A 20878-nucleotide genomic window follows, 5' to 3' on the forward strand; every position below is an offset into this window, starting at 1 on the left:
TAGAGGTATTTATGATCATTCCATGGCAAGACATTGCGCCGGAAACATTGGAAAACTTAATTCGTGAATTCGTCTTACGCGAAGGAACGGATTACGGAACCGTCGAGGTTTCTTTGCAAGACAAAATTGATCAAGTCAAAGCTCAATTGGAAAAAGGTGAAGCGGTTATCGTGTTCTCTGAGCTACACGAAACCGTCGATATTCAACATAAAACAAAATTTTAGACCCTTCACATTTTACCGTATCCCACTCGATGACAAGGTATTGTTACGTGCTATAGTGGGATATCGACCGTGCAGTAGTAACTCTACTGCACATTACAGGTAAGTAATTTTCGACAAGGTTTGTCATGTCAGCTAAACACCCAATTATTGCGGTTACTGGTTCGTCCGGTGCCGGCACGACCACTACATCTGAAGCCTTCCGTAAAATGTTCAATATGATGAACGTTAAACCCGCATGGGTTGAAGGCGATAGCTTCCATCGCTTTACTCGCCCAGAAATGGACATCGAAATTCGCAAGGCCCGCGAGCAAGGTCGACACATTAGCTACTTTGGCCCACAAGCTAATGACTTCCCGGGATTAGAAGAGTTTTTCCGTAAGTTCGGGCATGACGGTACTGGCAGCGTGCGCCGTTATCTGCACACGTTTGACGAAGCGGTTCCCTACAATCAAATGCCAGGCACGTTTACACCGTGGCAAGACTTACCCGAAAACAGCGACGTGCTGTTTTATGAAGGGTTACATGGTGGCGTGGTCGATGGCGATGTTAATGTTGCTCAACATGTGGATTTCTTAATTGGCATGGTGCCGATTGTGAACTTAGAGTGGATCCAAAAATTCGTACGTGACACTCGCGATCGCGGCCATTCGCGTGAAGCGGTAATGGACTCTATCGTGCGATCCATGGACGATTACCTCAACTATATCACTCCTCAGTTTTCTCGTACTCACATCAACTTCCAGCGCGTACCGACCGTTGATACTTCCAACCCACTTAATGCAAAAGGCATCCCTAGTTTGGATGAGAGTTTTGTGGTGATTCGCCTACGCGGTATCAAGAATGTCGACTTCCCATATCTGCTGGCCATGATTGATGGCTCATTCATGTCACGCCACAACACGATTGTCGTACCCGGCGGTAAGATGAGCTTTGCAATGGAGCTCATAGTTCGGCCTATCCTACAACAGCTCATCGAAACAGGGAAAATTGGCTAAAAACCTGCCTGCGAAGATGTTTACTTTTCATACCGTGATCATGTGCACAGTTTTGCTTACAAAATCTCAATCATGGCACGATTAAAATCAAGAAATCGTTTTCGAAAAAGGATACTATTTCTTACCGAAACACAAGAGAGCTTGCAGCATATAAAAAGTGCTCTTATTCTAGTAGGCCTAATTCAGGCTTAGCTAAAATATGGATAGCGCAAGCGTACCCTGCAGAGGAAGTGAGATATTATGGTTCTAGGTAAACCTCAAACCGACCCAACATTAGAGTGGTTTCTTTCACACTGTCATATTCATAAGTACCCTTCAAAGAGCACGCTAATTCACGCGGGCGAAAAGGCAGAAACTTTGTACTACATCGTTAAAGGTTCTGTTGCGGTTCTTATCAAAGACGAAGAAGGTAAGGAGATGATCCTTTCTTACCTAAACCAAGGAGACTTTATTGGTGAACTTGGTCTATTCGAGGAAGACCAAGAGCGCACAGCTTGGGTTCGTGCTAAATCTCCTTGTGAAGTTGCTGAAATTTCTTTCAAGAAGTTCCGTCAGCTTATCCAAGTAAACCCAGACATCCTAATGCGTCTTTCTGCGCAGATGGCTCGTCGTCTTCAAGTAACTAGCCAAAAAGTGGGTGACCTGGCGTTCCTAGACGTAACTGGTCGTATCGCTCAGACGCTTCTGAACCTTGCAAAACAACCAGACGCAATGACTCACCCAGACGGCATGCAAATCAAGATCACTCGTCAAGAAATCGGTCAAATTGTTGGCTGTTCTCGTGAGACAGTAGGTCGTATCTTGAAGATGCTAGAAGAGCAGAACCTAATCTCTGCTCACGGTAAAACCATCGTGGTTTACGGTACTCGTTAATCTCGAACTAGAGTGACACGAACAAAATTATAAAAGCCACCAATGGCAACATTGGTGGCTTTTTATTTGCTCATGACCAAATGAGATAGGGTGCAGCGGACACTAATGAGTAAGCTTAACAGGTTAACCCTAAAACTTAGCCATTCGTACTTTCAAAGATTTTGTCAGCTGAAGCGGCCACGAAACCTGGGTACAAATCACCATTTTCCATCGGATAGCGCTTAGCAAATTCATAAAACCCGCCAGGGATAATTTCAGTGCCTTCGCTAAAACAAACCGCTACTTTATCTGCCATGGTCGATGACTGCTCTAGCAACACCTCAGGAGTGCCCTTCACTTCACCACCATTTTCATTAATGGTAAACCCAGCGGTACGCAGATGATCGTTTACCTGCTTCACTTCTTCATATTCATTGAGCTGGTTAACGCTCACCGTGAAGTGGTTTGCTCCGTAACCATGCGCCGCAAGCCAAGATGCGTACTCACTTTCTTTAGCCAACGTTTGGTAATCAGCAAAGCTTAAATCCCACAAGCGTCCACCATGTAAGAATGCGCTATCGTTCAGCTTGTCAGCATCGACTTGTGCCACCAAATTTTTCACAATCTCTTGTAGCTCAGACGAGCACTCTTCAACTTTTAGCTCACTAATAAATACTTTAGGTTGCTTCGGATCTGGGTGCTCATAGTGCTTAGCAACCAGCTTTTTGCTTTCGAAAACGTAATCACCACAAGCCTTGTAACCAATAGCTACAAATGGCTTAGCTAGAGTTTCAATACCAAGAGGCGCGATATTGAAGGTACGTAAAGCTATATGATCATTAATCAGAGGCTCATCTTCTTGAAGCAGCTGATGCACTTTAGCAGCCGAAGGGCAAAGACGTTGAATGTAATCTTGCCATAGCGATTCAAATAACACATCGGGCGTCATAACGACTCCTTGTTACGAGATGTAGAGTTTAAAGGTAAGCGGAAGTTGGCTGCTCGTTCACAACAAAAGTTGTCCAGAATAATGAACGAGCAACCATCAACCTGTGACGGTAAATGCCAGTCAGTCAACACGCTTTTCCGAGTCTTTGCTCACTTTTCGTGTTCTGCCAACGATCACTACAACCCATACCTAAATGATGCGCCGGCAAGGTGAGCCGCAATGCATAGTTGCGACTCTATTATTAAAACTTATAGCGCTACACCTGGACTCAATGTTGCAGGCAAGACAGTCTCTTGACCTTCCATTGATGCCATTGGGTACGCACAGTAATCTGCTGCGTAGTAAGCGCTTGGGCGCAAGTTACCCGATGCCCCCGGACCACCAAATGGCGCATCACCGCTTGCACCAGTGAGCTGGCGGTTACGGTTCACGATACCTGCACGAATGTGGTCAACGAAGTATTCCCATTCTTGGTCGTCGGTTGAGACCAAACCAGCAGATAAGCCAAAGCGCGTATCGTTTGCTAGCGCCACGGCTTTGTCTAACCCTTCGTAACGCACCACTTGCAGAAGTGGGCCGAAGTATTCTTCATCTGGTAACTCAGCAATGTTCGTTACATCAATGATGCCAGGAGAAACAAACGCCGCCTCTCCTGCTTTCGCTTCAATCAAGCTTTCACCGCCAAGAGACTGTAGATTAGCTTGTGCATCAAGAATAAACTTGGCTGCCGCGACCGAAATTTGCGGTCCCATAAATGGCGCAGGTTCTGCAAATGGTTGGTCTACGCGAATATTGCGTGTCGCTTCAACGAGTTTGGTGATAAGCGCATCGCCTTTTTCACCCAATGGCACATACAAACGACGAGCACACGTACAACGCTGCCCAGCACTGATAAACGCTGACTGGATGATGGTGTAAACCGTGGCATCCAAATCACCATATTTATCAGAGATCACCATCGGGTTATTACCACCCATTTCTAGTGCGAGCATCTTGCCCGGTTGACCCGCAAATTGACGGTGTAATACATGCCCCGTATTCGCGCTACCCGTAAACAGTACGCCATCAATGCCTTTTGCGTCAGCTAGGGCGATACCAGTTTCTTTCGCGCCTTGAACAAGGTTAATCACGCCTTTCGGCAGACCGGCTTCTTCCCATAGCTTCATTGCCAATTCACCCGTCCATGGCGTTTGCTCAGACGGTTTGAAGACTACCGTGTTACCAGCCAGTAGCGCAGGCACAATGTGACCATTTGGTAGGTGGCCTGGGAAGTTGTAAGGACCAAACACCGCCATCACGCCCAATGGGCGGTGGCGCAATACGATTTGGTTGCCTGCTGCTTCACGGCTCGCCTCACCAGTGCGGTCATGATAAGCGCGAATCGAAATGGCAATTTTACCTGCCATGGCTGCTGCTTCAGTGCGCGTTTCCCAAATCGGCTTACCGGTTTCTTTGGCAATTACTTCGGCGATTTTTTCGCTGTTCTCTTTTACTTTCTCCGCAAAAGCCAACACGATTGCCTCACGCTCTGAAAATGGACGCTTTTTCCAGTCAATAAACGCTTCACGCGCTGCAGATACCGCCTGGTTCACCTGCTCTGCCGTTGCACCTTTGCCTTGCCAGATCACTTCTTGGTTGTACGGCGACAGAGACGTAAATGCTTCACCCTGACCTTGTACCCATTCACCTGCAATCCAATGTGTCATTGTTTCTATCCTTAAATTCTGTCGTCTGTTACTGCGGAAGAAGGCGAACGAAATCCCCTTCTTCAACCGAAAGTGCATCCGCAACGTCTGGTACGATCATTACGCTCTGTGTCTCTGCGTCATACGCCGCTTTAGTGACTGTCGCACGGAAGTTCTCGAAAGATGAATTACACATCAAGAAGTCTTGTGTGCTGGAATGTTCAGAGATTTTGACTTGCGCGCGGAATGAATGACGTACCGACTCAATATTACGCAGATCACACTCAACCGTTGGGCCACCATCGAAGATGTCGACGTAGCCTCGGTTGGTAAAACCTTCACGCTCAAGCAGCTTCAGCGCTGGACGCGTGTTGTCATGTACTTGACCAATCACGGCTTGCGCTTCTGGGCTGAGCAGGTTGATGTAAATAGGCAGTTTCGGCATCAAGTCGGCGATAAAGCCTTTCTTGCCGATACCTGTCAGGTAATCTGCAAGCGTGAAATCGATAGAGAAGAAATGCTCTTGAAGCCATTGCCAGAATGGTGAATTACCCTCGTCGTCTGAAACGCCACGCATCTCCGCAAAGATCGTTTCAGAGAAGCGCTCTGGGTGCTCTGCCATCATTAGGAAACGACACTTCGACATTAGACGACCATTCAGACCTTGGCGGAATTTCTCACGCAAGAACAAGGTACAAATTTCGCTGTTACCCGTGTAGTTATTACCAAAAGTAAGCAGTTTAACGACGTTGTTAACGCCAAGCTTTGGCGACGAGTGCACAACTTTACTAATGTGATATGAGTAAAATGGGACATCCCAGCCGATAGATGCTTCGATTCCGGTGGTACCCGCAACCTCACCCGTTTCAGAGTCAAAGCCAACCATCAGGTAGCCTTCATCGCCTGGTTCTGCCACATCTGGCTTACCAAAGCTGTACTCTGAATGTTTGATTCGATTGGTTAACAGTTCTTCGTTAACCGGTAGAGATGTAAATCCGTGACCAGACTCCACCGCACAAGTGTGCAGTGCGTCGTAATCCGACATCGCGATAGGGCGAACTACTAGCATCAATACTCCCTCCAGATGCAAGAAGATCCTAACTATATTGTAGGAACAATTCCCCCATCAGAGATCCTTGACGGGGGTGTCTGCGTTGACGTTTAAACTGATATCGCGCTTAAACTAAAGTCGCGATCGCTTTATCCAGTTTCGCCAAGCCTTCTTCAATTTCTTGTTGTGTGATAACGAGTGATGGTGTGAAACGTACGACATTGGCACCCGCAACCAATACCATGAGACCTTGTTTACCTGCAGCAACCAGCACGTCACGCGCACGGCCTTGCCATTCTTCATTTAGTGCAGCGCCAAGTAATAGGCCTTGACCGCGCACTTCTGAGAAGATGTTGTACTTCGCGTTGATCTTCTCTAGACCTTCACGGAACATTGCTTCGCGTTCTAGCACACCAGCCAACACCTCTGGCTTAGTAACTTCATTTACAACCGCTTCTGCAACCGCACACGCTAGTGGGTTACCGCCATATGTAGAACCGTGAGTGCCCACTTTCATGTGCTCTGCCAATTTTGCTGTCGTTAGCATTGCACCGATTGGGAAACCGCCACCAAGTGATTTCGCAGTACTTAGAATATCTGGCGTGATACCTAAACCTTGGTAAGCGTAGAAGTTACCTGTACGGCCATTACCAGTTTGCACTTCATCGAAGATCAGTAAGGCGTTGTGTTTGTCACACAGCTCGCGAACCGCTTGAGCGAACTCAGGCGTTGGTGGCACGATGCCGCCTTCACCTTGTAGTGGCTCCATCATGACCGCACAAGTACGATCAGACATGTGTGCTTGTAAAGCTTCGATATCGTTGTAAGGAAGGTGTGTCACGTCGCCTGGCTTAGGACCGAAGCCGTCAGAGTATGCCGCTTGGCCACCAACCGTTACGGTAAAGAATGTACGACCGTGGAAACCTTGTTTGAATGCAATGATTTCAGATTTCTCAGTGCCATGAACGTCTGCTGCATAACGACGTGCCAGCTTCAAAGCGGCTTCGTTTGCTTCTGCGCCAGAGTTAGCAAAGAACACTCGCTCAGCAAAACTCACTTCTGTTAGCTTTTTCGCCAGACGAAGGGCTGGTTCGTTCGTCATAACGTTACTTAAGTGCCAAAGCTTGTTAGCTTGCTCTGTTAGCGCGTTTACCATTACTGGATGACAATGGCCAAGACAGCTCACTGCAATACCACCAGCAAAGTCGATGTATTCATTACCTTCCTGATCCCAAACACGTGAACCTTCACCTTTAACAGGGATCATTTCCATCGGGTTATAGCAAGGTACCATTACCTCATCGAATAAACCGCGCTCTACTTTAATTTCCGTTGTCATTGCACATTCCTTCTTGATACCGCATGCGTAGCAGATAAGCGAATTTAACCGGCTCTCTTTGCCAGCAAATAATGTTTTGCATTTAAGCTATTGCGGCATTGTATTTACATTTAATTAACCATTTCAATAGTGATTTATTCTTTTCGTTCTCGAAAGCAACTTCCATTAATCACTGCTTATGACTATTTATGCATCAAGAAAGTAAAATAGAGAAGTGATTTTTTATAAATGTTATGTAATACAGGGGATAGAAGGTTTAAAAAGACATGAATAGACAAAGAGACTCGAGAGAATCGCATAGTTTTGCAATCCGCTCACCTCAGCAAAAAGATGAATGATTTGTTAAGAAAAGTGATCGCGATCAGATCGTTTTGCGTGCTAAAAAGTTCGCAAGCAACTCGTGACCTTGCTCAGTTTTGATTGATTCTGGGTGGAACTGCACCGCATCAATTGGCAAGGTTTTATGTTGGTAACCCATTATTTCATCCATGCTTCCGTCAGGCAGTTCTGTCCATGCAGTCAGTTCAAACACGTCGGGTAAAGTACCGTTTTTCACCACAAGAGAGTGATAACGGGTTACCGTGAGTGGGTTATTCAGATTTTTAAACACACTACGACCGTTGTGACGAATTGGTGAGGTCTTACCGTGCATCACTTGTCGTGCACGTACCACTTCGCCCCCAAACACTTGCGCTATCGCTTGATGGCCAAGACAAACACCCAATATTGGAAGCTTACCAGCGAAGTGTTCTATCGCTTTCAGTGAAATACCTGCTTCGTTCGGCGTACATGGCCCTGGCGAGATCACCAAATGAGTTGGGTTGAGCGCCTCAATGCCTTGGATATCGATTTCATCGTTACGCACCACCTTTACGTCTGCACCAAGCTCGCAGAAGTATTGGTAAAGGTTGTAGGTAAACGAATCATAATTATCGATAATTAACAGCATGGGACTACATCGTGGAAACCTGAAAGCGAGTATTGTGCCGCCTTTTTATCTAAACGCAAGTACGATCAGTTATTCCACCTCGGCTTGCAGGAACTTACTCAGCAGGCTTTCCAACGCATTTCTTTCTTCAGAGTCGAGACAAGTTAAGTGCTGTTCCATGCTCGCGACATGCGCTTCAAGCACCTGATCTAAAAAGGCAACACCGTCTTCCGTCAATGTCACTCGATTACTTCTGCGGTCGCTTTCGCTCGCTACGCGGTGCACCCAACCTTTTTGTACTAGGCCTTCTAATCGGGTACTTACCGCACCAGACGAAATCATCAACGTTTTGTACAACGTTGTCGGAGTGACGGGTTCGACGCTACGTCTTAACGTCGCCAGAATATCGAACTCAATCGCGCTGATCCCAGCATCACCGCACACTTGGCCATGGGCCTGTTCCCAGAAGTTTGCCGCGCGACGAATTCGCCCAACCACGCCCATCGAAGAACAATCTAAGTCAGGTCGTGCTTGCTGCCACTGCTGAAGAATCTTATCTACACCGTCCATTACATCATCCTCACGATCATCACTAACTAAAAATCTTTTCAAAAAGATACTTGACCAAAAGAAAAAACACCATTACTTTTAAAAAACAATCTTTCACAAAAGATACTTTTACAGGAGTTATTATGACCAGCGCAGAAAGGATTCAAGCAATACTGCTCACCGCGATTGCTCCCACCGTTTGGGGCAGCACCTATATCGTCACTACTGAGTTGCTACCCGCAGACAGTCCCCTGCTCGCTTCTGCGATACGCGCACTGCCTGCAGGATTACTGCTCATCGCGTATACACGCTGCTTTCCGAACCAGCAATGGTGGGGAAAACTCGCTTGCCTTGGAACGCTCAACATCGGGCTGTTTTTCTACTGTTTATTTTTTGCGGCGAGCTACCTGCCCGGAGGAACGGCGGCATTGGTCATGTCGAGCCAACCGATCATCGTGATGCTACTCAGTGGGCTGGTATTAAAAAGTAAGATCGCCTTGAGCCACTGCATCGCAGCAATCTTCGGGGTGCTTGGTGTAGCGCTTATCGTCATCAACGAAACGGTGCAGATCAGCGCGCAAGGAATTGTTCTGGCGGTACTAGGTACATTAAGCATGGCAAGTGGCGTGGTGCTCACCAAATACTGGGGACGTCCGGAGAATATGTCGACATTGGCGTTCACTGGCTGGCAACTCCTCGTCGGAGGCATCCTTTTATTACCTGCAGCGCTATGGTTTGAAGGTCTACCGGAGACCATTTCGCTAAAAAACTTGGCCGGATACAGCTACCTAACCATAGTGGGCGCGGTACTCGCTTACGCACTGTGGTTTAAAGGAATCGAGCGTCTTCCTGCAACAAACGTCGCGTTTCTAGGATTTCTGAGTAGCGTCTCGGCGAGCGTGTTGGGCTACGTATTTTTAGATGAAATACTCACACCACTGCAATTGTTAGGTGCAGGAGCAATACTGGTTTCGATCTTTTTGGCCTCCCATAGTCCTAAAGCTGCAAATGCATAACTCCAATAAACAAGATATAAAATTCAAAAGGAAATGATTATGAAACTAACGATTGTCTCTGGCAGCCAAAGGGCAAATTCACAAAGTCTCAACGTAGCTCGTTTTCTCAAACAGCACGGTTTGCAAGAATTCGACCAAGTGGAGATCCTCGACCTGCATGAACTGAACCTGCCATTTTGGAATGAAGGCGTTTGGCAAGGTATCCAAGAGTGGGATGTTTGGACACCAATCGCGCAAAAACTGCAAGAGTCTGACGCGTTTGTCTTTATCACACCGGAATGGCACGGGATGGCAACCCCTGCGCTGAAAAACTTCCTATTGCTGACGACAGCAAACGAACTGGCACATAAACCAGCACTATTGGTGAGTGTCAGCGTGAGTATCAACGGTGTTTACCCGATCAGCGAATTGCGCATGACCGGCAGCAAAAATAACCACGTGTGCTTTTTGCCTGACCACCTCATTGTGCGCAACAGCGATAAACTCATCGATCAAGATGCGAATAGCGATGACAGTGATTTTGTCGCTCGCACCCAATACACCTTGAAACTGCTCAGCTGTTACGCGAGCGCATTAGCACCAGTGCATCAGGACATGCTGCCGCTTGGTAAACCATTCACCTACGGGATGTAATCGTCATTTAAGCCGCTCAGTATTGGGCGGCGTTTAGTTTAACCTCTCTCCAAGCAACTATTAGCAACGCTAATAGTTTCAGTAGTAATCCGGTTTGTTTGAATTGTTTCAATAGTGTTAAATCATTCTCAATTAAAGGGGAGATGTATGAACATTATTGAAGTCTTAGAACCTTGGTTAGCCGACGCGATTAGTCTCCGTCATGCCATTCATAAACAACCAGAATTAGGTTTTGAAGAAAATAACACTCAAGCGTTAGTGGTTGCCGAGCTCGAAAAGTACGGCGTCGATGAAATCTGTACTGATTTCGCCAAAACGGGCGTGGTGGGTGTGATTCACGGCTCGCTCGGGGACGGAAAGAGCATCGGTCTTCGCGCCGACATGGACGCGCTACCCATCCATGAAGCCAACACATTTGCCCACCGTTCGTGCCACGACGGTAAAATGCACGCTTGTGGCCATGACGGTCACACCACTATGTTGTTACTCGCTGCGCGCTACTTGGCCCAGTCGCGTAACTTTGCAGGCAAAGCGGTGCTGATATTCCAACCGGCAGAAGAAGGTCGCGGTGGCGCCGAGACCATGATCACCGACGGCGTGTTAGAGCGCTTCCCGATCGACGAATGCTACGCTCTGCACAATATGCCGGGCATTCCTGAAGGGCATTTCGCATTTAAGACGGGGCCAATAATGGCGAGCTCTGACCGTCTGTTTGTCACTGTCGACGGAAAAAGTGGTCATGCTGGCTTACCACACACAACCCAAGATCCATTACTTGTCGCGACCCATATTTACCAAGGTATTCAAGGCATGGTCAGCCGCAACTACGACCCGTTTGATCCACTAGTGGTTTCGGTCACACAACTGCATTGTGGAGAAACAACCAACGCCATCGCCGACCAAGCTCATATGAGCGGTACGTTCCGTACTTTGTCTCAACAAACACGAGATAGCTTGGTTGAACGACTCGAGCAACTAGTAGCTCACAGCGCCAAGGCGCACGGGATGCAAGCAGAATTTAAACTCGGACCAATTTCTCACCCACCGACGGTTAACACCGAAAACGAAACTCAACGGGCGATCACCGCAGCGACTCAAACCGTTGGTGCTGAGCACGTTAACCCAAGCTGCGAAGCGATGCTGACCAGTGAAGACTTCGCCTTTTTCCTCAACAAAGTACCAGGTTGCTACGGCTTTATCGGCAACGGCACTGAGGAGCAAGGATGCAGCGTTGGCCTGCACAACAAAGCCTACGACTTTAACGATCGGCTGCTGCCGATTGGCGCGGCTTACTTTATCAATTTGATTGAACAGCAATAACAACAAATGAGGGGAAGTGACTCCCCTCTTTACACAAAGGAGTGTTCTAACAATGTCGACTGCAATTACGCAAAAATCGAGTTCAGGCGCGTCGATGATCGACCGCATTGAGCGACTGGGCGATAAAGTCCCTCATCCCTTCTATCTATTTATCTTCCTCTGCTTCAGCGTCATGTTGCTCTCTTGGCTATTCTCGTTTATCGGCGGCGGCGTGACCCATCCGTCTACGGGTGAAGTGGTGCACGTTAAGAGCCTGATCAGCGGCGAAGGTCTGGTTTATATCCTGCAATCGACGGTGAACAACTTCGTCTCGTTTAAACCACTCGGATTGGTCTTATGTATGATGCTAGCGGTGGGGCTATTGCAAGAAGTAGGCTTGGCCGACAGTGCAATCAAGCAATCATTGCTCAACGCGCCGCGTCAGTTTGTCACCGCGTCGATTTTCGTCACTGGTATCATCGGTAACCTCGCCTCAGACGCTGCGTTCATTTTGGTTCCCCCTCTCGCAGGTCTGATTTTTGCGGCAACCAACCGCAACCCAATTGTCGGCATCGCCGCAGGTTTTGTCGCGGTCGCGGCTGGGTTTACCGCCAACCTATTTATTGCTGGCACCGATGTATTACTTTCCGGTATTTCAACCGAAGCGTCTGCCATCGTTGAACACGTCGAAGTTAGCCCGGCAGCAAACTGGTACTTTATGTTGCTTTCCGTTCCGATTTTAGTCGTCACAGGGACGCTCATCACCGACAAATACATCGAGCCTAAATTCGCGCATAAAGTGACAACCAACCACGCCGATAGTGAACCGTCTTTTGAAATTACCACTAAGCAAAAGAGTGCGTTGAAATGGGCTGGAGCAGCGTCTTTGGTGTTTATCGCTTTGCTTTTGGCCGCCCTGCTGCCAGCCGATTCACCTCTACGTAATGCAGACGGCGGTTTGGTACCTTCACCTTTCCTAAAAGGGATTATCCCGATCATCATGGCATTCTTCTTTATGAATGCGGTGGTTTACGGCGTCAAAGCGGGTACGATCAAACAAGCCAGTGATATTCCTGACTTGATGTCCAAAGCGCTCAAGGGCGTTGGCGGCTACATTGTCTTGGTATTTGTGATTGCCCAGTTCATTGCTTGGTTTAAGTGGTCTAATTTAGCTATCTTTATTGCGGTGAATGGTGCGGAATGGATTTCGTCTGTCGAGATGCCAAAGCTGGCGATGATGGCGCTGTTTATGATGCTTGCTGGCGTGATGAACATGATTGTGTTTAGTGGTTCGGCGCAATGGGCGATCATGGCCCCGGTATTTATCCCACTCTTTATGTTACTTGGCGTAGACCCGCAAATTACGCAAATGGGCTATCGTATTGCCGACTCCACTACCAACATCATTTCACCGACCAATCCATATATTCCGATGGTACTGGCGCTGATCGCCAAATATAATCCGCAAGTGAAATTTGGTACTTTCCTCGCGATGATGGTGCCATACGCTCTGGTGCTATTTAGTGTTTGGGGCGGGCTATTCCTGATTTACATGCTGACAGGTTTACCCGTCGGGCCAATGTAACGTCGCTTAACGACTGGGGATAAACTCAGCAAAGCCCCAGTCGCTGACATGCTTTTTCAAAATCAAACTGAACTCATCGACTAACTCTCGATGAGTTTCTTTACGTGTAATGAGCCCTACTGAGCGGTACTGAACCGGTTGAACAATCGGAATAAAGCGAACTTCCACGTTGTTGCTCAACTCACCGATAGTGGAAGACAGAATCGTCGAACCTAGTCCGCTGGAAATCATCCCTAATAGTGTTGAGGTATGCGAAGCGCTCAACTCCGGATCATAGGTTAAACCAATGCGTTGAAACGCTTCGTCAGCAAGTGTGCGTAAACTGTTCCCAGGGCTGACACCAATCGACGCGTATTGATGCGCTTGTTCCCAACTGACTTGCTTATGCTCGGCGAGCGGATGGTCTTGCCGGCAAACAAAGCACAGGTAATCGCGAAACAGTAAATCAAAGTTCAATTCTGGGTGATTCGGATTGGTGTTGATGCCGATGTCTGCCTGCCCTTGTAGTACTGAATGGGTAATGTCATCAACCCGTTCTTCAATTAAGCGAAAAGTAAAATCTGGATAGCGCTTTTTCAGGTCATTGAGGGTTTTCGGCGCTAAGGATGCACACAACGTATATAGCGACGAAACCACCAGCGACTTGTTGTAGCCGTGCTGGCGGTCTTTGTTTTGCTGAACTAGTTTATCCAAGCGATTAACGATAAATCGCGCTTCCTGATACAACTGCTCGCCCGCTTCGGTGAGGATGATTTTCCTGCCTTGGCGCTGATAGAGTTCGCTGGCAAGTTGCTGGGTCAGCTTTTTCATCATCTGGCTCAACGCAGACTGGGTGATGTGCACCTTTTCAGCGGCATAAGTAAAATTTTGTTCCTCAGCCAAGGCGATAAAAGCTTTGAGCTGACGATAGCTAATGTCCATTTAGTAGTCTCACCCTTTGCTCTGCTGAAAAAGTATACCCAAACTTGATAACTAATACGTCAATATGATTATCCATTTCTATATTTTTTCTGAACATAAAGGCCAGCATAGGCTGGCCTTTGGTCTTTACAGCTATTTAGGAACTGTTTGTCAGGAAGTAAATTCGCTTAGCGGCGACGACGGAATAAGCCGAGACCTAGCAGCGCAAATAGAGCACCAAAACCAAACGAACCACCATCTGAATCCTTCGACCCTTCTGTTCCAGCTTCAGTTTGCGTCATTGAAACATCACGAACAGAGCTAAACTTCACGATATTACCTGTCGAGTCAGTCACTTTCTCTTCTAACTGATAATTACCTTGCTCTGGCGTTTGTTCAAACTCAATATTCACGCTACGCGCATCAATATCAGCTTGAACTAAAGTTTGGCTAGCCGAGTAAGCTTTCGTATCGCTGCTTGCCGCAGCCGCTTGTGTGGATGGCGTTAAGTTCACCGTAACAATATCGCCCACAACCGCCGTTGGTGGTAAACGGACATCGACGGCTAAGTTGTCACCTGCTTTAGGTAAATCGATGTCATCATCTGGTAAATCAATCGCGATGATCACTGGATCGTGGTCAGAGGCAGAGAACGCATCTTTGTACTTCGGCATATCACCTGTGTACTTGCTGCTGTATTCGAACAAGTTACTCTCTAGTGAGTTGATGTGCCAATCTTCAATTGCTACCACTTTTTGCGCTAGGCTACTGCTTGCCAATGCGTGGTCCAAATTACCCAGCTCGCCCGAATAGGTGTAAGAAAACGTATCAGTGCCGTGCAGCAACGTGTTTAAATTGTGCAGACCGTAACCTTTTTCAATTTTGGTCTTCTCTACTTGAAGTTCACCATCACCAATGGTTGTGTAAGCAGCAGTATAAATGTCACGGCCGTATTTCTCTTTCGAGTAATCAGTCAGTGTCAGAAGTGGGTCTTCCATGCCATAAGCATTGAGGTCGCCCATGAGCAATACATCGCCTTTCACCTCTTTCAACGCTTCACCCACTGCGTGCGCAGCAGAAACGCGGAAGTTGTTACAGTTGCCTTGCAGATCCGTTGGCTCAGAATCTTCTACACCGGCAATCCACTCTTCAATACACTCAGAGCCTTTCGACTTAAAGTGGTTTACGACAATAGACAAATCTTCACCCGTCTCTTTCACCGTAAAGGTCTGAAGTAGACTGTGGCGTTGGTACTTATCGTAAGCAGGGTTACTTTCTGTGCCCTCTTTACGAGTAATTGTGTTTTCTGCAATGTGCTGCTCTGGCGTGATGATCACTTTTGCAGCGTCTTTTGGCGTTACTGCGTTAGCACGATATAAAATCGCCACCATGATCGCATCACTGCCAAAGTATTCGTCTTGGTATTTGTCTTGCTCTTCGATTTCGACATACGTGTAATGATCTTCAGCGTCATCAATCTCAGCATTTAGGGCATCAACTAAGTTTTGGATAGCACTGCCGTCACCAAAGCCGTTGTTTTCCACTTCCATCAAACCAATAACGTCTGCGTCCATCTTGTTCATCGCCGCAACGATTTTCGCTTGCTGGATCAGGAATTCGTCTAGATTAGTCGCACCGCGGTTTTGTCCGGTTGGGTTTTCATGACCACTGTCAGCCACGGAGTTGAAGTAGTTCAGTACGTTGAAGCTTGCAATACGCAAATCTGAGTCCGCAATCGCTGGGGCATCTTTACGAGCCACATCGAAGCCTTCACCTGAAGTCACAAAGTTGGTGTTATCGACTTCATTGGTCGCAATCAGGCGGTATTCGTTGTAGCTGTAAGCCACGACACCCTGAAGACCTTCTACTCGAGAACCAAGGCGAATGTGCTGCTCTGAAGAGCCATCTTGGTCTGCATCTTTAGCAAAATCTGGGTAGTATGGGATTTGTCCGTTTGGTGCTTTGCCATCTGATTCTAAGTATACGCGGTTCGCTGCGTTGTCTTTTGCTAGCTCAACGGCTGCATCGCTCTCTGCCGCGTGTAATTGAGTCGGCTTTAACAATGGCGCTTCATGAGAGAGCATCATATTGTTACGACGTGAATCGTAGTCGTAAGAGAAGTTTCGAGTTACAAACAAGTCACTTGCCGAGGTTAACTCAACTTGCATCCCTTCATGACGCTCAAGCGCATCACGTAGTGTCTCACCTTCTTTGATAACAAGATCGGTAACTCGAGGGGTTTCAGAGGTGCCTGTTTTCACATAGCTGTTAGCATCAGAAGCAAGCTGAGTATTGCTGTAATACTCTTGAACTTTACCTTTCACACAAACAACATCACCAGCTTTCAGCGCCGTGTCCGCCGCGTCGGTATGAATGAACAAGCCTTCTGAGGTCTTGTCGTTGTTGTCGCTTTCTAATGCTTGTAGGTAGAAACCTTTGGTTAGGCCAGTGGTAACAGCAGTCACGACACCAGTTACGAAATGATCTTCGTCAGTAATGTATGGGTAACCATCAATGAATGGAGACGTATCGCCTTCACCTTGAATATCTTGGATGGTAGTGAAGTTAGGTTGCTGACCGTCGACTTCACAAGCGAATGGTGCTGGTGGCTCAGTCGCATTTAGCTCACCAAGGCCGTCAATGTTGTCTTTCTCAAATACCGTCCACTGAGATGCATCATAAGTAGCAGAAGGGGTTAGTGCATCACTGTTACGAACTAATGTGGTGTCTTTACCAAAATCTACGTCACCCATCATACCGATGATGTCGTGCACTTCACCATCTTTAAGCAGTGCGATCGGGTCGTCACCGTTAAAGTTCGCAACGCTTTTATCTGTGATATCGGCGACAGCTTTGATGGCATCGCTCGCGTCACCATGCGCCAGTACATACACTTGGTTAGCTTGTATCGTCACTTGGCTAAGGTCGAATGTGCTGCCCCAAGTACCACCACCGTTTGATGATTTCGCCAACTCGTAGCCAGTGAGTGTCACCGCAGTATCACCCGTATTAGCGATCTCTACCGCTTTATTATAAGCGCCGCCTTCTACGTATTGGGAAATAATAATCTCTGCGTTCGCGTTTGCACTAAGTGCACTGGCGATGGTTAATGCGAGTATTGAGGGTTTGATTAACGTGTCCATTGTCATACCTGATATTTATGTAAATGCAAACTTAGCTCTGGTTAGAGCCTGCCATTTGCGTCTACTATCAGGTTTATTTATGAAATAAATAAGAATGAGTAATTAAAGCCGTGAAATGAATCACATGTGAATATAAGAAAATATGCCAGAGCATCCCATTCAAACATTTTTTGTAATAAATACAGAGCGCTATTGATAAACAAGTCAGAATTTAGATTGATTACTCAGTTTACTTTTTCACTTCATGTTAAGGAGTAGAAAATACATCACTTGTTGAGTTGCTTATTAACCCAACCGTTCCGTTACAAATAAAAAATATAATTAGTCACTAATTTAGAATGCTTTAATTTTCACTTGTATCACTGTTCAAGCCCAAGAATCTATTACTCGCTTCGTTCTCTCTTATACAGGCCCCTCATACTTCAAAGTTTTCATGATTTATTCAATAACTTTTCATTACTCACTAGCCAAAAACATACACAAAAGATATAACACCTGCGCGAGACAATAAGATCTCATTAGCTGTAAACCCAGGAACGACAAATGAAAAAAATTCAACGCAGTGTGCTAGCTCTCTCCCTACTTGGCTTGATAGCGGGGTGTCAGTTGACCGCCAGTGAGCCACTTCAACCTACGGCGAATCAAGACATCATCGAATCAGCCAAAAATGAACTGGATGGTATTGAAGAGCTAGAAGTCAGTGACGAGGGTGTTATTACCTTTACTCAGCGTCTAAGAACGCCAGGAACCTACTGGATTCCAGCGAGAATTAAAGAACTCAGCTACGATATATCATGCGTACAGCTTAGTTACTTCATTGATAGAGGCATGGTTGTGAAGTCTGCCTTTCTAGGGGCTCGAGGACGTGTTGAATATTACGACATGGAACGCTGTATGAAAGACACACCATTTCAGTAATACAGGCATAAAAAAAGCTCCACCAAAGTGGAGCTTTTTCGTATTCGTTCTTAGCAACTATGGGCGAGCTACAAAACCTACTGCTTCGTATGCTTTCTTAAGCGTTTCAGCCGCTCGTGCCGAGGCTTTCTCAGCGCCTTGCTGCATTACCTCGTCCATGTAAGCACGATCAGCGCGAATACGGTGATATTCTGCTTGAATTGGCTCAAGCATTGCTACAACTGCCTCACCAACATCTTTCTTAAATGGGCCATACATTTCTACGCCTTGGTACTTCGCTTCAATCTCTTCGAAGCTCATGCCTGTCGCCGCAGAGTACAGACCCATTAGGTTAGCAATGCCCGCCTTGTTCTCGATATCATGACGGATACTTGGTGGCGTTTCGGTATCGGTTTGCGCTTTGTTGATCTTCTTAAGGATCGACTTAGGCTCTTCCAGCAGCGTGATAACGTTCTTACGGTTGTCATCAGATTTAGACATCTTCTTCGTTGCGTCTTGAAGGCTCATTACACGCGCATTTACTGTCGGAATGTAAGGCTCTGGAACTTGGAAGATTGGCTGCTCTGGCGAGTAAATATTGTTGAAACGCGTTGCGATATCGCGCGCTAATTCTAGATGTTGCTTCTGGTCACTGCCTACAGGTACTTGGTGTGCACCGTAAAGCAAAATGTCAGCCGCCATCAACACCGGGTAGTCAAATAGGCCGACGTTTACGTCATTCGCGTAACGTGCCGATTTGTCTTTAAACTGAGTCATACGGCTCAGCTCACCCATTTGAGTGTAGCAGTTAAGAAGCCAACCTAATTGAGCATGCTCTGGTACATGTGACTGAACAAATAGCGTGCTCTTCTTCGGGTCAACACCAACTGCCAGACAAATTGCCAGTGCGTCTAGAGTTGCTTCATGCAGCGCTTTAGGGTCCTGACGAACCGTAATCGCGTGAAGGTCTACCACACAATATTGGCAATCATAATCGTCTTGCATCTGCTGCCATTGACGTAGAGCACCCAAGTAGTTACCGATACTTAGTTCACCTGAAGGTTGAACACCACTCAATACAATGGGTTTGCTCATTAGAATGATTCCTTTGACTTCTTAATCTAATTAAATGAAAAAAACCGTGCAGTAATAGGTGCACAGTTTACTCAGTGTACTCATTAACGAGTATTTTGGAAGCTCTTTTGTAGCCGTTATGCAGAAACCGCTACAACGTCCAATAATTCTGCCAAACTGTCAGCGACGAAATCTGGATTTGATGCTGAAATAGGTTCACCGTGGTTGTAACCATATGTCAGACCAAATGAGGCACAGCCTGCATTCTTTGCTGCGAGAATATCGTTTTTCGAGTCGCCAACCATCAGCATTTCACTTGGTTGGGTTTGGTGCTTTTCCATCAACCAGTTCAATGCTACTGGGTTTGGTTTTTTCTCTGGGAATGCATCACCGCCAAGGACATCAACGAAGTATTTTGCGATGTCGTGCTTTTCCAAAACGTCAGGCACAAACTTTGAAGGTTTGTTGGTCACCAACGCCATAACAAAGCCCGCTTTGTGCAGCTCTGCTAGTGTCTCTTTTACCGTTGGGTAAAGATGACTTAGCTTGTGACCGCTTTGCTCGTAGTAATCATCAAACAATACACGCGCTTTAGCACGAAGCTCTTCACTCAGCTCCGGGTTGATGGTCAGGCTTTGGCTTAATGAGCGACCAATAAGCACGTCTGCACCGTTACCCACGTAATCACGAACTTGTTCTTCTGAAACCGATGGAAAGCCAAGCGCCTGTACTGCTTGGTCTGCCGCGACAGCTAGATCTGGCACGCTATCAAGCAAAGTACCATCTAGATCGAAGGCGATGAATTTAATGTCTTGTTGAGTCATAACTTCCCTGAGGATTTTTATTTATAAATCGGTGAAAACGACAAAGGATGGCACCCCATCCTTTGTTTTTATCATTATGTCTAACTTTGCAGTAACTGTTTGTTTATTAACTTATTTAGCACTTACTTTGCAGCAATACGCTGACGAACTGCCTCAAACAAACAGATGCCGGATGCCACAGATACGTTCAAGCTTGAAACGCTACCAGCCATTGGGATCTTAATCAAATCGTCGCAGGTTTCACGAGTCAGACGACGCATACCGTCACCTTCTGCCCCCATTACGATAGCAAGGGGTCCAGTCAGTTTGGCTTGGTAGATGTCGTGCGTTGCTTCACCCGCAGTACCAACAAACCAGATGCCTTTCTCTTGCAATGTACGCATAGTACGAGCCAAGTTCGTTACTCGGATCAATGGTACGACTTCAGCTGCACCACAAGCGACTTTACTTACCGTCGCATTCATTGGCGCAGAACGATCTTTCGGTACGATGATCGCCGCAGCACCTGCCGCATCTGCGTTACGTAAACACGCACCAAGATTGTGTGGATCGGTCACTCCGTCTAACACTAATAGCAGTGGTGATTCGTGCTGCGCCAGGATGTCATCTATATCGTTCTCATTCAGCTGCTTCGCTGGTTTCACACGAGCGATGATGCCTTGGTGATTTGCACCGCGCGCTTTGTCATCCAAAGTTTTACGTGTCATCTGCTGAATAGAAACACCACAAACCTGAAGATCATTTAGGATTGGCATTAGGCGATCATCTTGACGACCTTTTAAAACGTACGCCTCGATAAAACGCTCTGGTTCGCGCTCCAATACCGCCTTCACTGCGTGAATGCCGTAGATAAATTCGTTACTCATTGTTTAACCTGTTGTTCTGGTCGTATTGCCTGCGCCAACCAAGTTTGAACTAAGTTGGCGCTTCAACCT

The 20878-nt window shown here is 46.8% G+C and carries 19 protein-coding genes; 8 read left to right on the top strand and 11 right to left on the bottom strand.

The genetic code is table 11. From position 1 onward, the window contains the following. Positions 1-11: 11 nt before the first annotated feature. The 3 genes from R7E00_RS19450 (at position 12) to crp (ending at position 2092) form a co-directional block, all read left to right on the top strand. On the top strand, positions 12-224 hold the full coding sequence (locus R7E00_RS19450) for a YheU family protein (RefSeq protein ID WP_005382815.1): 213 nt from the start codon (positions 12-14) through the stop codon (positions 222-224). Between the two features lie 125 nt (positions 225-349). Then, positions 350-1219: a phosphoribulokinase gene (locus R7E00_RS19455; RefSeq protein WP_005381434.1), complete on the top strand. Its 870-nt coding sequence runs from the start codon at positions 350-352 to the stop codon at positions 1217-1219. 240 nt (positions 1220-1459) lie between these two features. Next, positions 1460-2092 (top strand): cAMP-activated global transcriptional regulator CRP, encoded by a 633-nt coding sequence (gene crp / locus R7E00_RS19460; protein ID WP_005381432.1) that lies wholly within the window; start codon positions 1460-1462, stop codon positions 2090-2092. 136 nt (positions 2093-2228) lie between these two features. On the opposite strand, the gene R7E00_RS19465 is transcribed toward crp, so the two are convergent. The 6 genes from R7E00_RS19465 to R7E00_RS19490 all read right to left on the bottom strand — a co-directional run bounded on the left by R7E00_RS19465 (position 2229) and on the right by R7E00_RS19490 (position 8593). Continuing rightward, entirely contained in the window at positions 2229-3020 is a 792-nt protein-coding gene (locus R7E00_RS19465; protein WP_053307382.1) for a DUF1338 domain-containing protein, read from the bottom strand. 248 nt (positions 3021-3268) lie between these two features. Beyond that, positions 3269-4726, bottom strand: coding sequence for a succinylglutamate-semialdehyde dehydrogenase (gene astD / locus R7E00_RS19470; RefSeq protein ID WP_005381424.1), 1458 nt, complete (start codon positions 4724-4726; stop codon positions 3269-3271). A 28-nt stretch (positions 4727-4754) separates the two neighbouring features. After that, positions 4755-5774, bottom strand: coding sequence for an arginine N-succinyltransferase (astA, locus tag R7E00_RS19475; RefSeq protein ID WP_258481814.1), 1020 nt, complete (start codon positions 5772-5774; stop codon positions 4755-4757). A 109-nt stretch (positions 5775-5883) separates the two neighbouring features. After that, a complete protein-coding gene (locus R7E00_RS19480) occupies positions 5884-7095 on the bottom strand; it encodes an aspartate aminotransferase family protein (protein ID WP_005381420.1) in 1212 nt (403 codons plus the stop codon). Between the two features lie 361 nt (positions 7096-7456). Beyond that, positions 7457-8044 carry an aminodeoxychorismate/anthranilate synthase component II gene (locus R7E00_RS19485; RefSeq protein ID WP_065274924.1) on the bottom strand — a complete coding sequence of 196 codons (588 nt, stop codon included), beginning with the start codon at positions 8042-8044 and terminating at the stop codon, positions 7457-7459. 69 nt (positions 8045-8113) lie between these two features. Further along, complete coding sequence (locus R7E00_RS19490) at positions 8114-8593, bottom strand: MarR family winged helix-turn-helix transcriptional regulator (RefSeq protein WP_005381417.1); 480 nt, start codon at positions 8591-8593, stop codon at positions 8114-8116. Between the two features lie 122 nt (positions 8594-8715). On the opposite strand from R7E00_RS19490, the gene R7E00_RS19495 reads away from it, so the two are divergent. From R7E00_RS19495 to R7E00_RS19510, 4 genes are all read left to right on the top strand, one after another. Continuing rightward, positions 8716-9588 (top strand): EamA family transporter, encoded by an 873-nt coding sequence (locus R7E00_RS19495; RefSeq protein ID WP_005381415.1) that lies wholly within the window; start codon positions 8716-8718, stop codon positions 9586-9588. 39 nt (positions 9589-9627) lie between these two features. Continuing rightward, a complete protein-coding gene (locus R7E00_RS19500) occupies positions 9628-10221 on the top strand; it encodes an NADPH-dependent FMN reductase (protein ID WP_053350711.1) in 594 nt (197 codons plus the stop codon). 147 nt (positions 10222-10368) lie between these two features. After that, positions 10369-11541 carry a M20 aminoacylase family protein gene (locus tag R7E00_RS19505; RefSeq protein WP_065274925.1) on the top strand — a complete coding sequence of 391 codons (1173 nt, stop codon included), beginning with the start codon at positions 10369-10371 and terminating at the stop codon, positions 11539-11541. Positions 11542-11593: 52 nt separating this feature from the next. Continuing rightward, on the top strand, positions 11594-13105 hold the full coding sequence (locus tag R7E00_RS19510) for an AbgT family transporter (protein ID WP_033907170.1): 1512 nt from the start codon (positions 11594-11596) through the stop codon (positions 13103-13105). Positions 13106-13111: 6 nt separating this feature from the next. On the opposite strand, the gene R7E00_RS19515 is transcribed toward R7E00_RS19510, so the two are convergent. Both R7E00_RS19515 and R7E00_RS19520 read right to left on the bottom strand, forming a co-directional pair. Then, positions 13112-14026 carry a LysR family transcriptional regulator gene (locus tag R7E00_RS19515; protein WP_033907171.1) on the bottom strand — a complete coding sequence of 305 codons (915 nt, stop codon included), beginning with the start codon at positions 14024-14026 and terminating at the stop codon, positions 13112-13114. Between the two features lie 167 nt (positions 14027-14193). Continuing rightward, positions 14194-17148 (bottom strand): ExeM/NucH family extracellular endonuclease, encoded by a 2955-nt coding sequence (locus tag R7E00_RS19520; RefSeq protein ID WP_262606408.1) that lies wholly within the window; start codon positions 17146-17148, stop codon positions 14194-14196. 543 nt (positions 17149-17691) lie between these two features. On the opposite strand from R7E00_RS19520, the gene R7E00_RS19525 reads away from it, so the two are divergent. Continuing rightward, positions 17692-18066, top strand: a complete 375-nt coding sequence (locus R7E00_RS19525) for a hypothetical protein (protein ID WP_005381401.1) — start codon at positions 17692-17694, stop codon at positions 18064-18066. Between the two features lie 57 nt (positions 18067-18123). Here the strand turns inward: R7E00_RS19525 and trpS are convergent, their stop codons facing one another. From trpS to rlmB, 3 genes are all read right to left on the bottom strand, one after another. Beyond that, complete coding sequence (gene trpS, locus R7E00_RS19530) at positions 18124-19140, bottom strand: tryptophan--tRNA ligase (RefSeq protein WP_005381398.1); 1017 nt, start codon at positions 19138-19140, stop codon at positions 18124-18126. 116 nt (positions 19141-19256) lie between these two features. After that, positions 19257-19943, bottom strand: coding sequence for a phosphoglycolate phosphatase (locus tag R7E00_RS19535; protein ID WP_017633734.1), 687 nt, complete (start codon positions 19941-19943; stop codon positions 19257-19259). 122 nt (positions 19944-20065) lie between these two features. Then, positions 20066-20809 (bottom strand): 23S rRNA (guanosine(2251)-2'-O)-methyltransferase RlmB, encoded by a 744-nt coding sequence (gene rlmB, locus R7E00_RS19540; RefSeq protein WP_005381395.1) that lies wholly within the window; start codon positions 20807-20809, stop codon positions 20066-20068. Positions 20810-20878 lie beyond the last annotated feature (69 nt).

This window comes from Vibrio sp. Vb1755, from assembly GCF_033338635.1.
GTDB classification, from domain to species: Bacteria; Pseudomonadota; Gammaproteobacteria; order Enterobacterales; family Vibrionaceae; genus Vibrio; species Vibrio alginolyticus.

Coding starts and splice junctions, on each gene's coding strand:
- astA (WP_258481814.1), bottom strand. CDS start 5,774: ATGCTAGTAGTTCGCCCTATCGCGATGTCGGATTACGACGCACTGCAC.
- crp (WP_005381432.1), top strand. CDS start 1,460: ATGGTTCTAGGTAAACCTCAAACCGACCCAACATTAGAGTGGTTTCTT.
- R7E00_RS19535 (WP_017633734.1), bottom strand. CDS start 19,943: ATGACTCAACAAGACATTAAATTCATCGCCTTCGATCTAGATGGTACT.
- R7E00_RS19455 (WP_005381434.1), top strand. CDS start 350: ATGTCAGCTAAACACCCAATTATTGCGGTTACTGGTTCGTCCGGTGCC.
- R7E00_RS19525 (WP_005381401.1), top strand. CDS start 17,692: ATGAAAAAAATTCAACGCAGTGTGCTAGCTCTCTCCCTACTTGGCTTG.
- R7E00_RS19490 (WP_005381417.1), bottom strand. CDS start 8,593: ATGGACGGTGTAGATAAGATTCTTCAGCAGTGGCAGCAAGCACGACCT.
- R7E00_RS19485 (WP_065274924.1), bottom strand. CDS start 8,044: ATGCTGTTAATTATCGATAATTATGATTCGTTTACCTACAACCTTTAC.
- astD (WP_005381424.1), bottom strand. CDS start 4,726: ATGACACATTGGATTGCAGGTGAATGGGTACAAGGTCAGGGTGAAGCA.
- R7E00_RS19505 (WP_065274925.1), top strand. CDS start 10,369: ATGAACATTATTGAAGTCTTAGAACCTTGGTTAGCCGACGCGATTAGT.
- R7E00_RS19480 (WP_005381420.1), bottom strand. CDS start 7,095: ATGACAACGGAAATTAAAGTAGAGCGCGGTTTATTCGATGAGGTAATG.
- R7E00_RS19520 (WP_262606408.1), bottom strand. CDS start 17,148: ATGGACACGTTAATCAAACCCTCAATACTCGCATTAACCATCGCCAGT.
- R7E00_RS19515 (WP_033907171.1), bottom strand. CDS start 14,026: ATGGACATTAGCTATCGTCAGCTCAAAGCTTTTATCGCCTTGGCTGAG.
- R7E00_RS19450 (WP_005382815.1), top strand. CDS start 12: ATGATCATTCCATGGCAAGACATTGCGCCGGAAACATTGGAAAACTTA.
- trpS (WP_005381398.1), bottom strand. CDS start 19,140: ATGAGCAAACCCATTGTATTGAGTGGTGTTCAACCTTCAGGTGAACTA.
- R7E00_RS19495 (WP_005381415.1), top strand. CDS start 8,716: ATGACCAGCGCAGAAAGGATTCAAGCAATACTGCTCACCGCGATTGCT.
- R7E00_RS19500 (WP_053350711.1), top strand. CDS start 9,628: ATGAAACTAACGATTGTCTCTGGCAGCCAAAGGGCAAATTCACAAAGT.
- R7E00_RS19510 (WP_033907170.1), top strand. CDS start 11,594: ATGTCGACTGCAATTACGCAAAAATCGAGTTCAGGCGCGTCGATGATC.
- rlmB (WP_005381395.1), bottom strand. CDS start 20,809: ATGAGTAACGAATTTATCTACGGCATTCACGCAGTGAAGGCGGTATTG.
- R7E00_RS19465 (WP_053307382.1), bottom strand. CDS start 3,020: ATGACGCCCGATGTGTTATTTGAATCGCTATGGCAAGATTACATTCAA.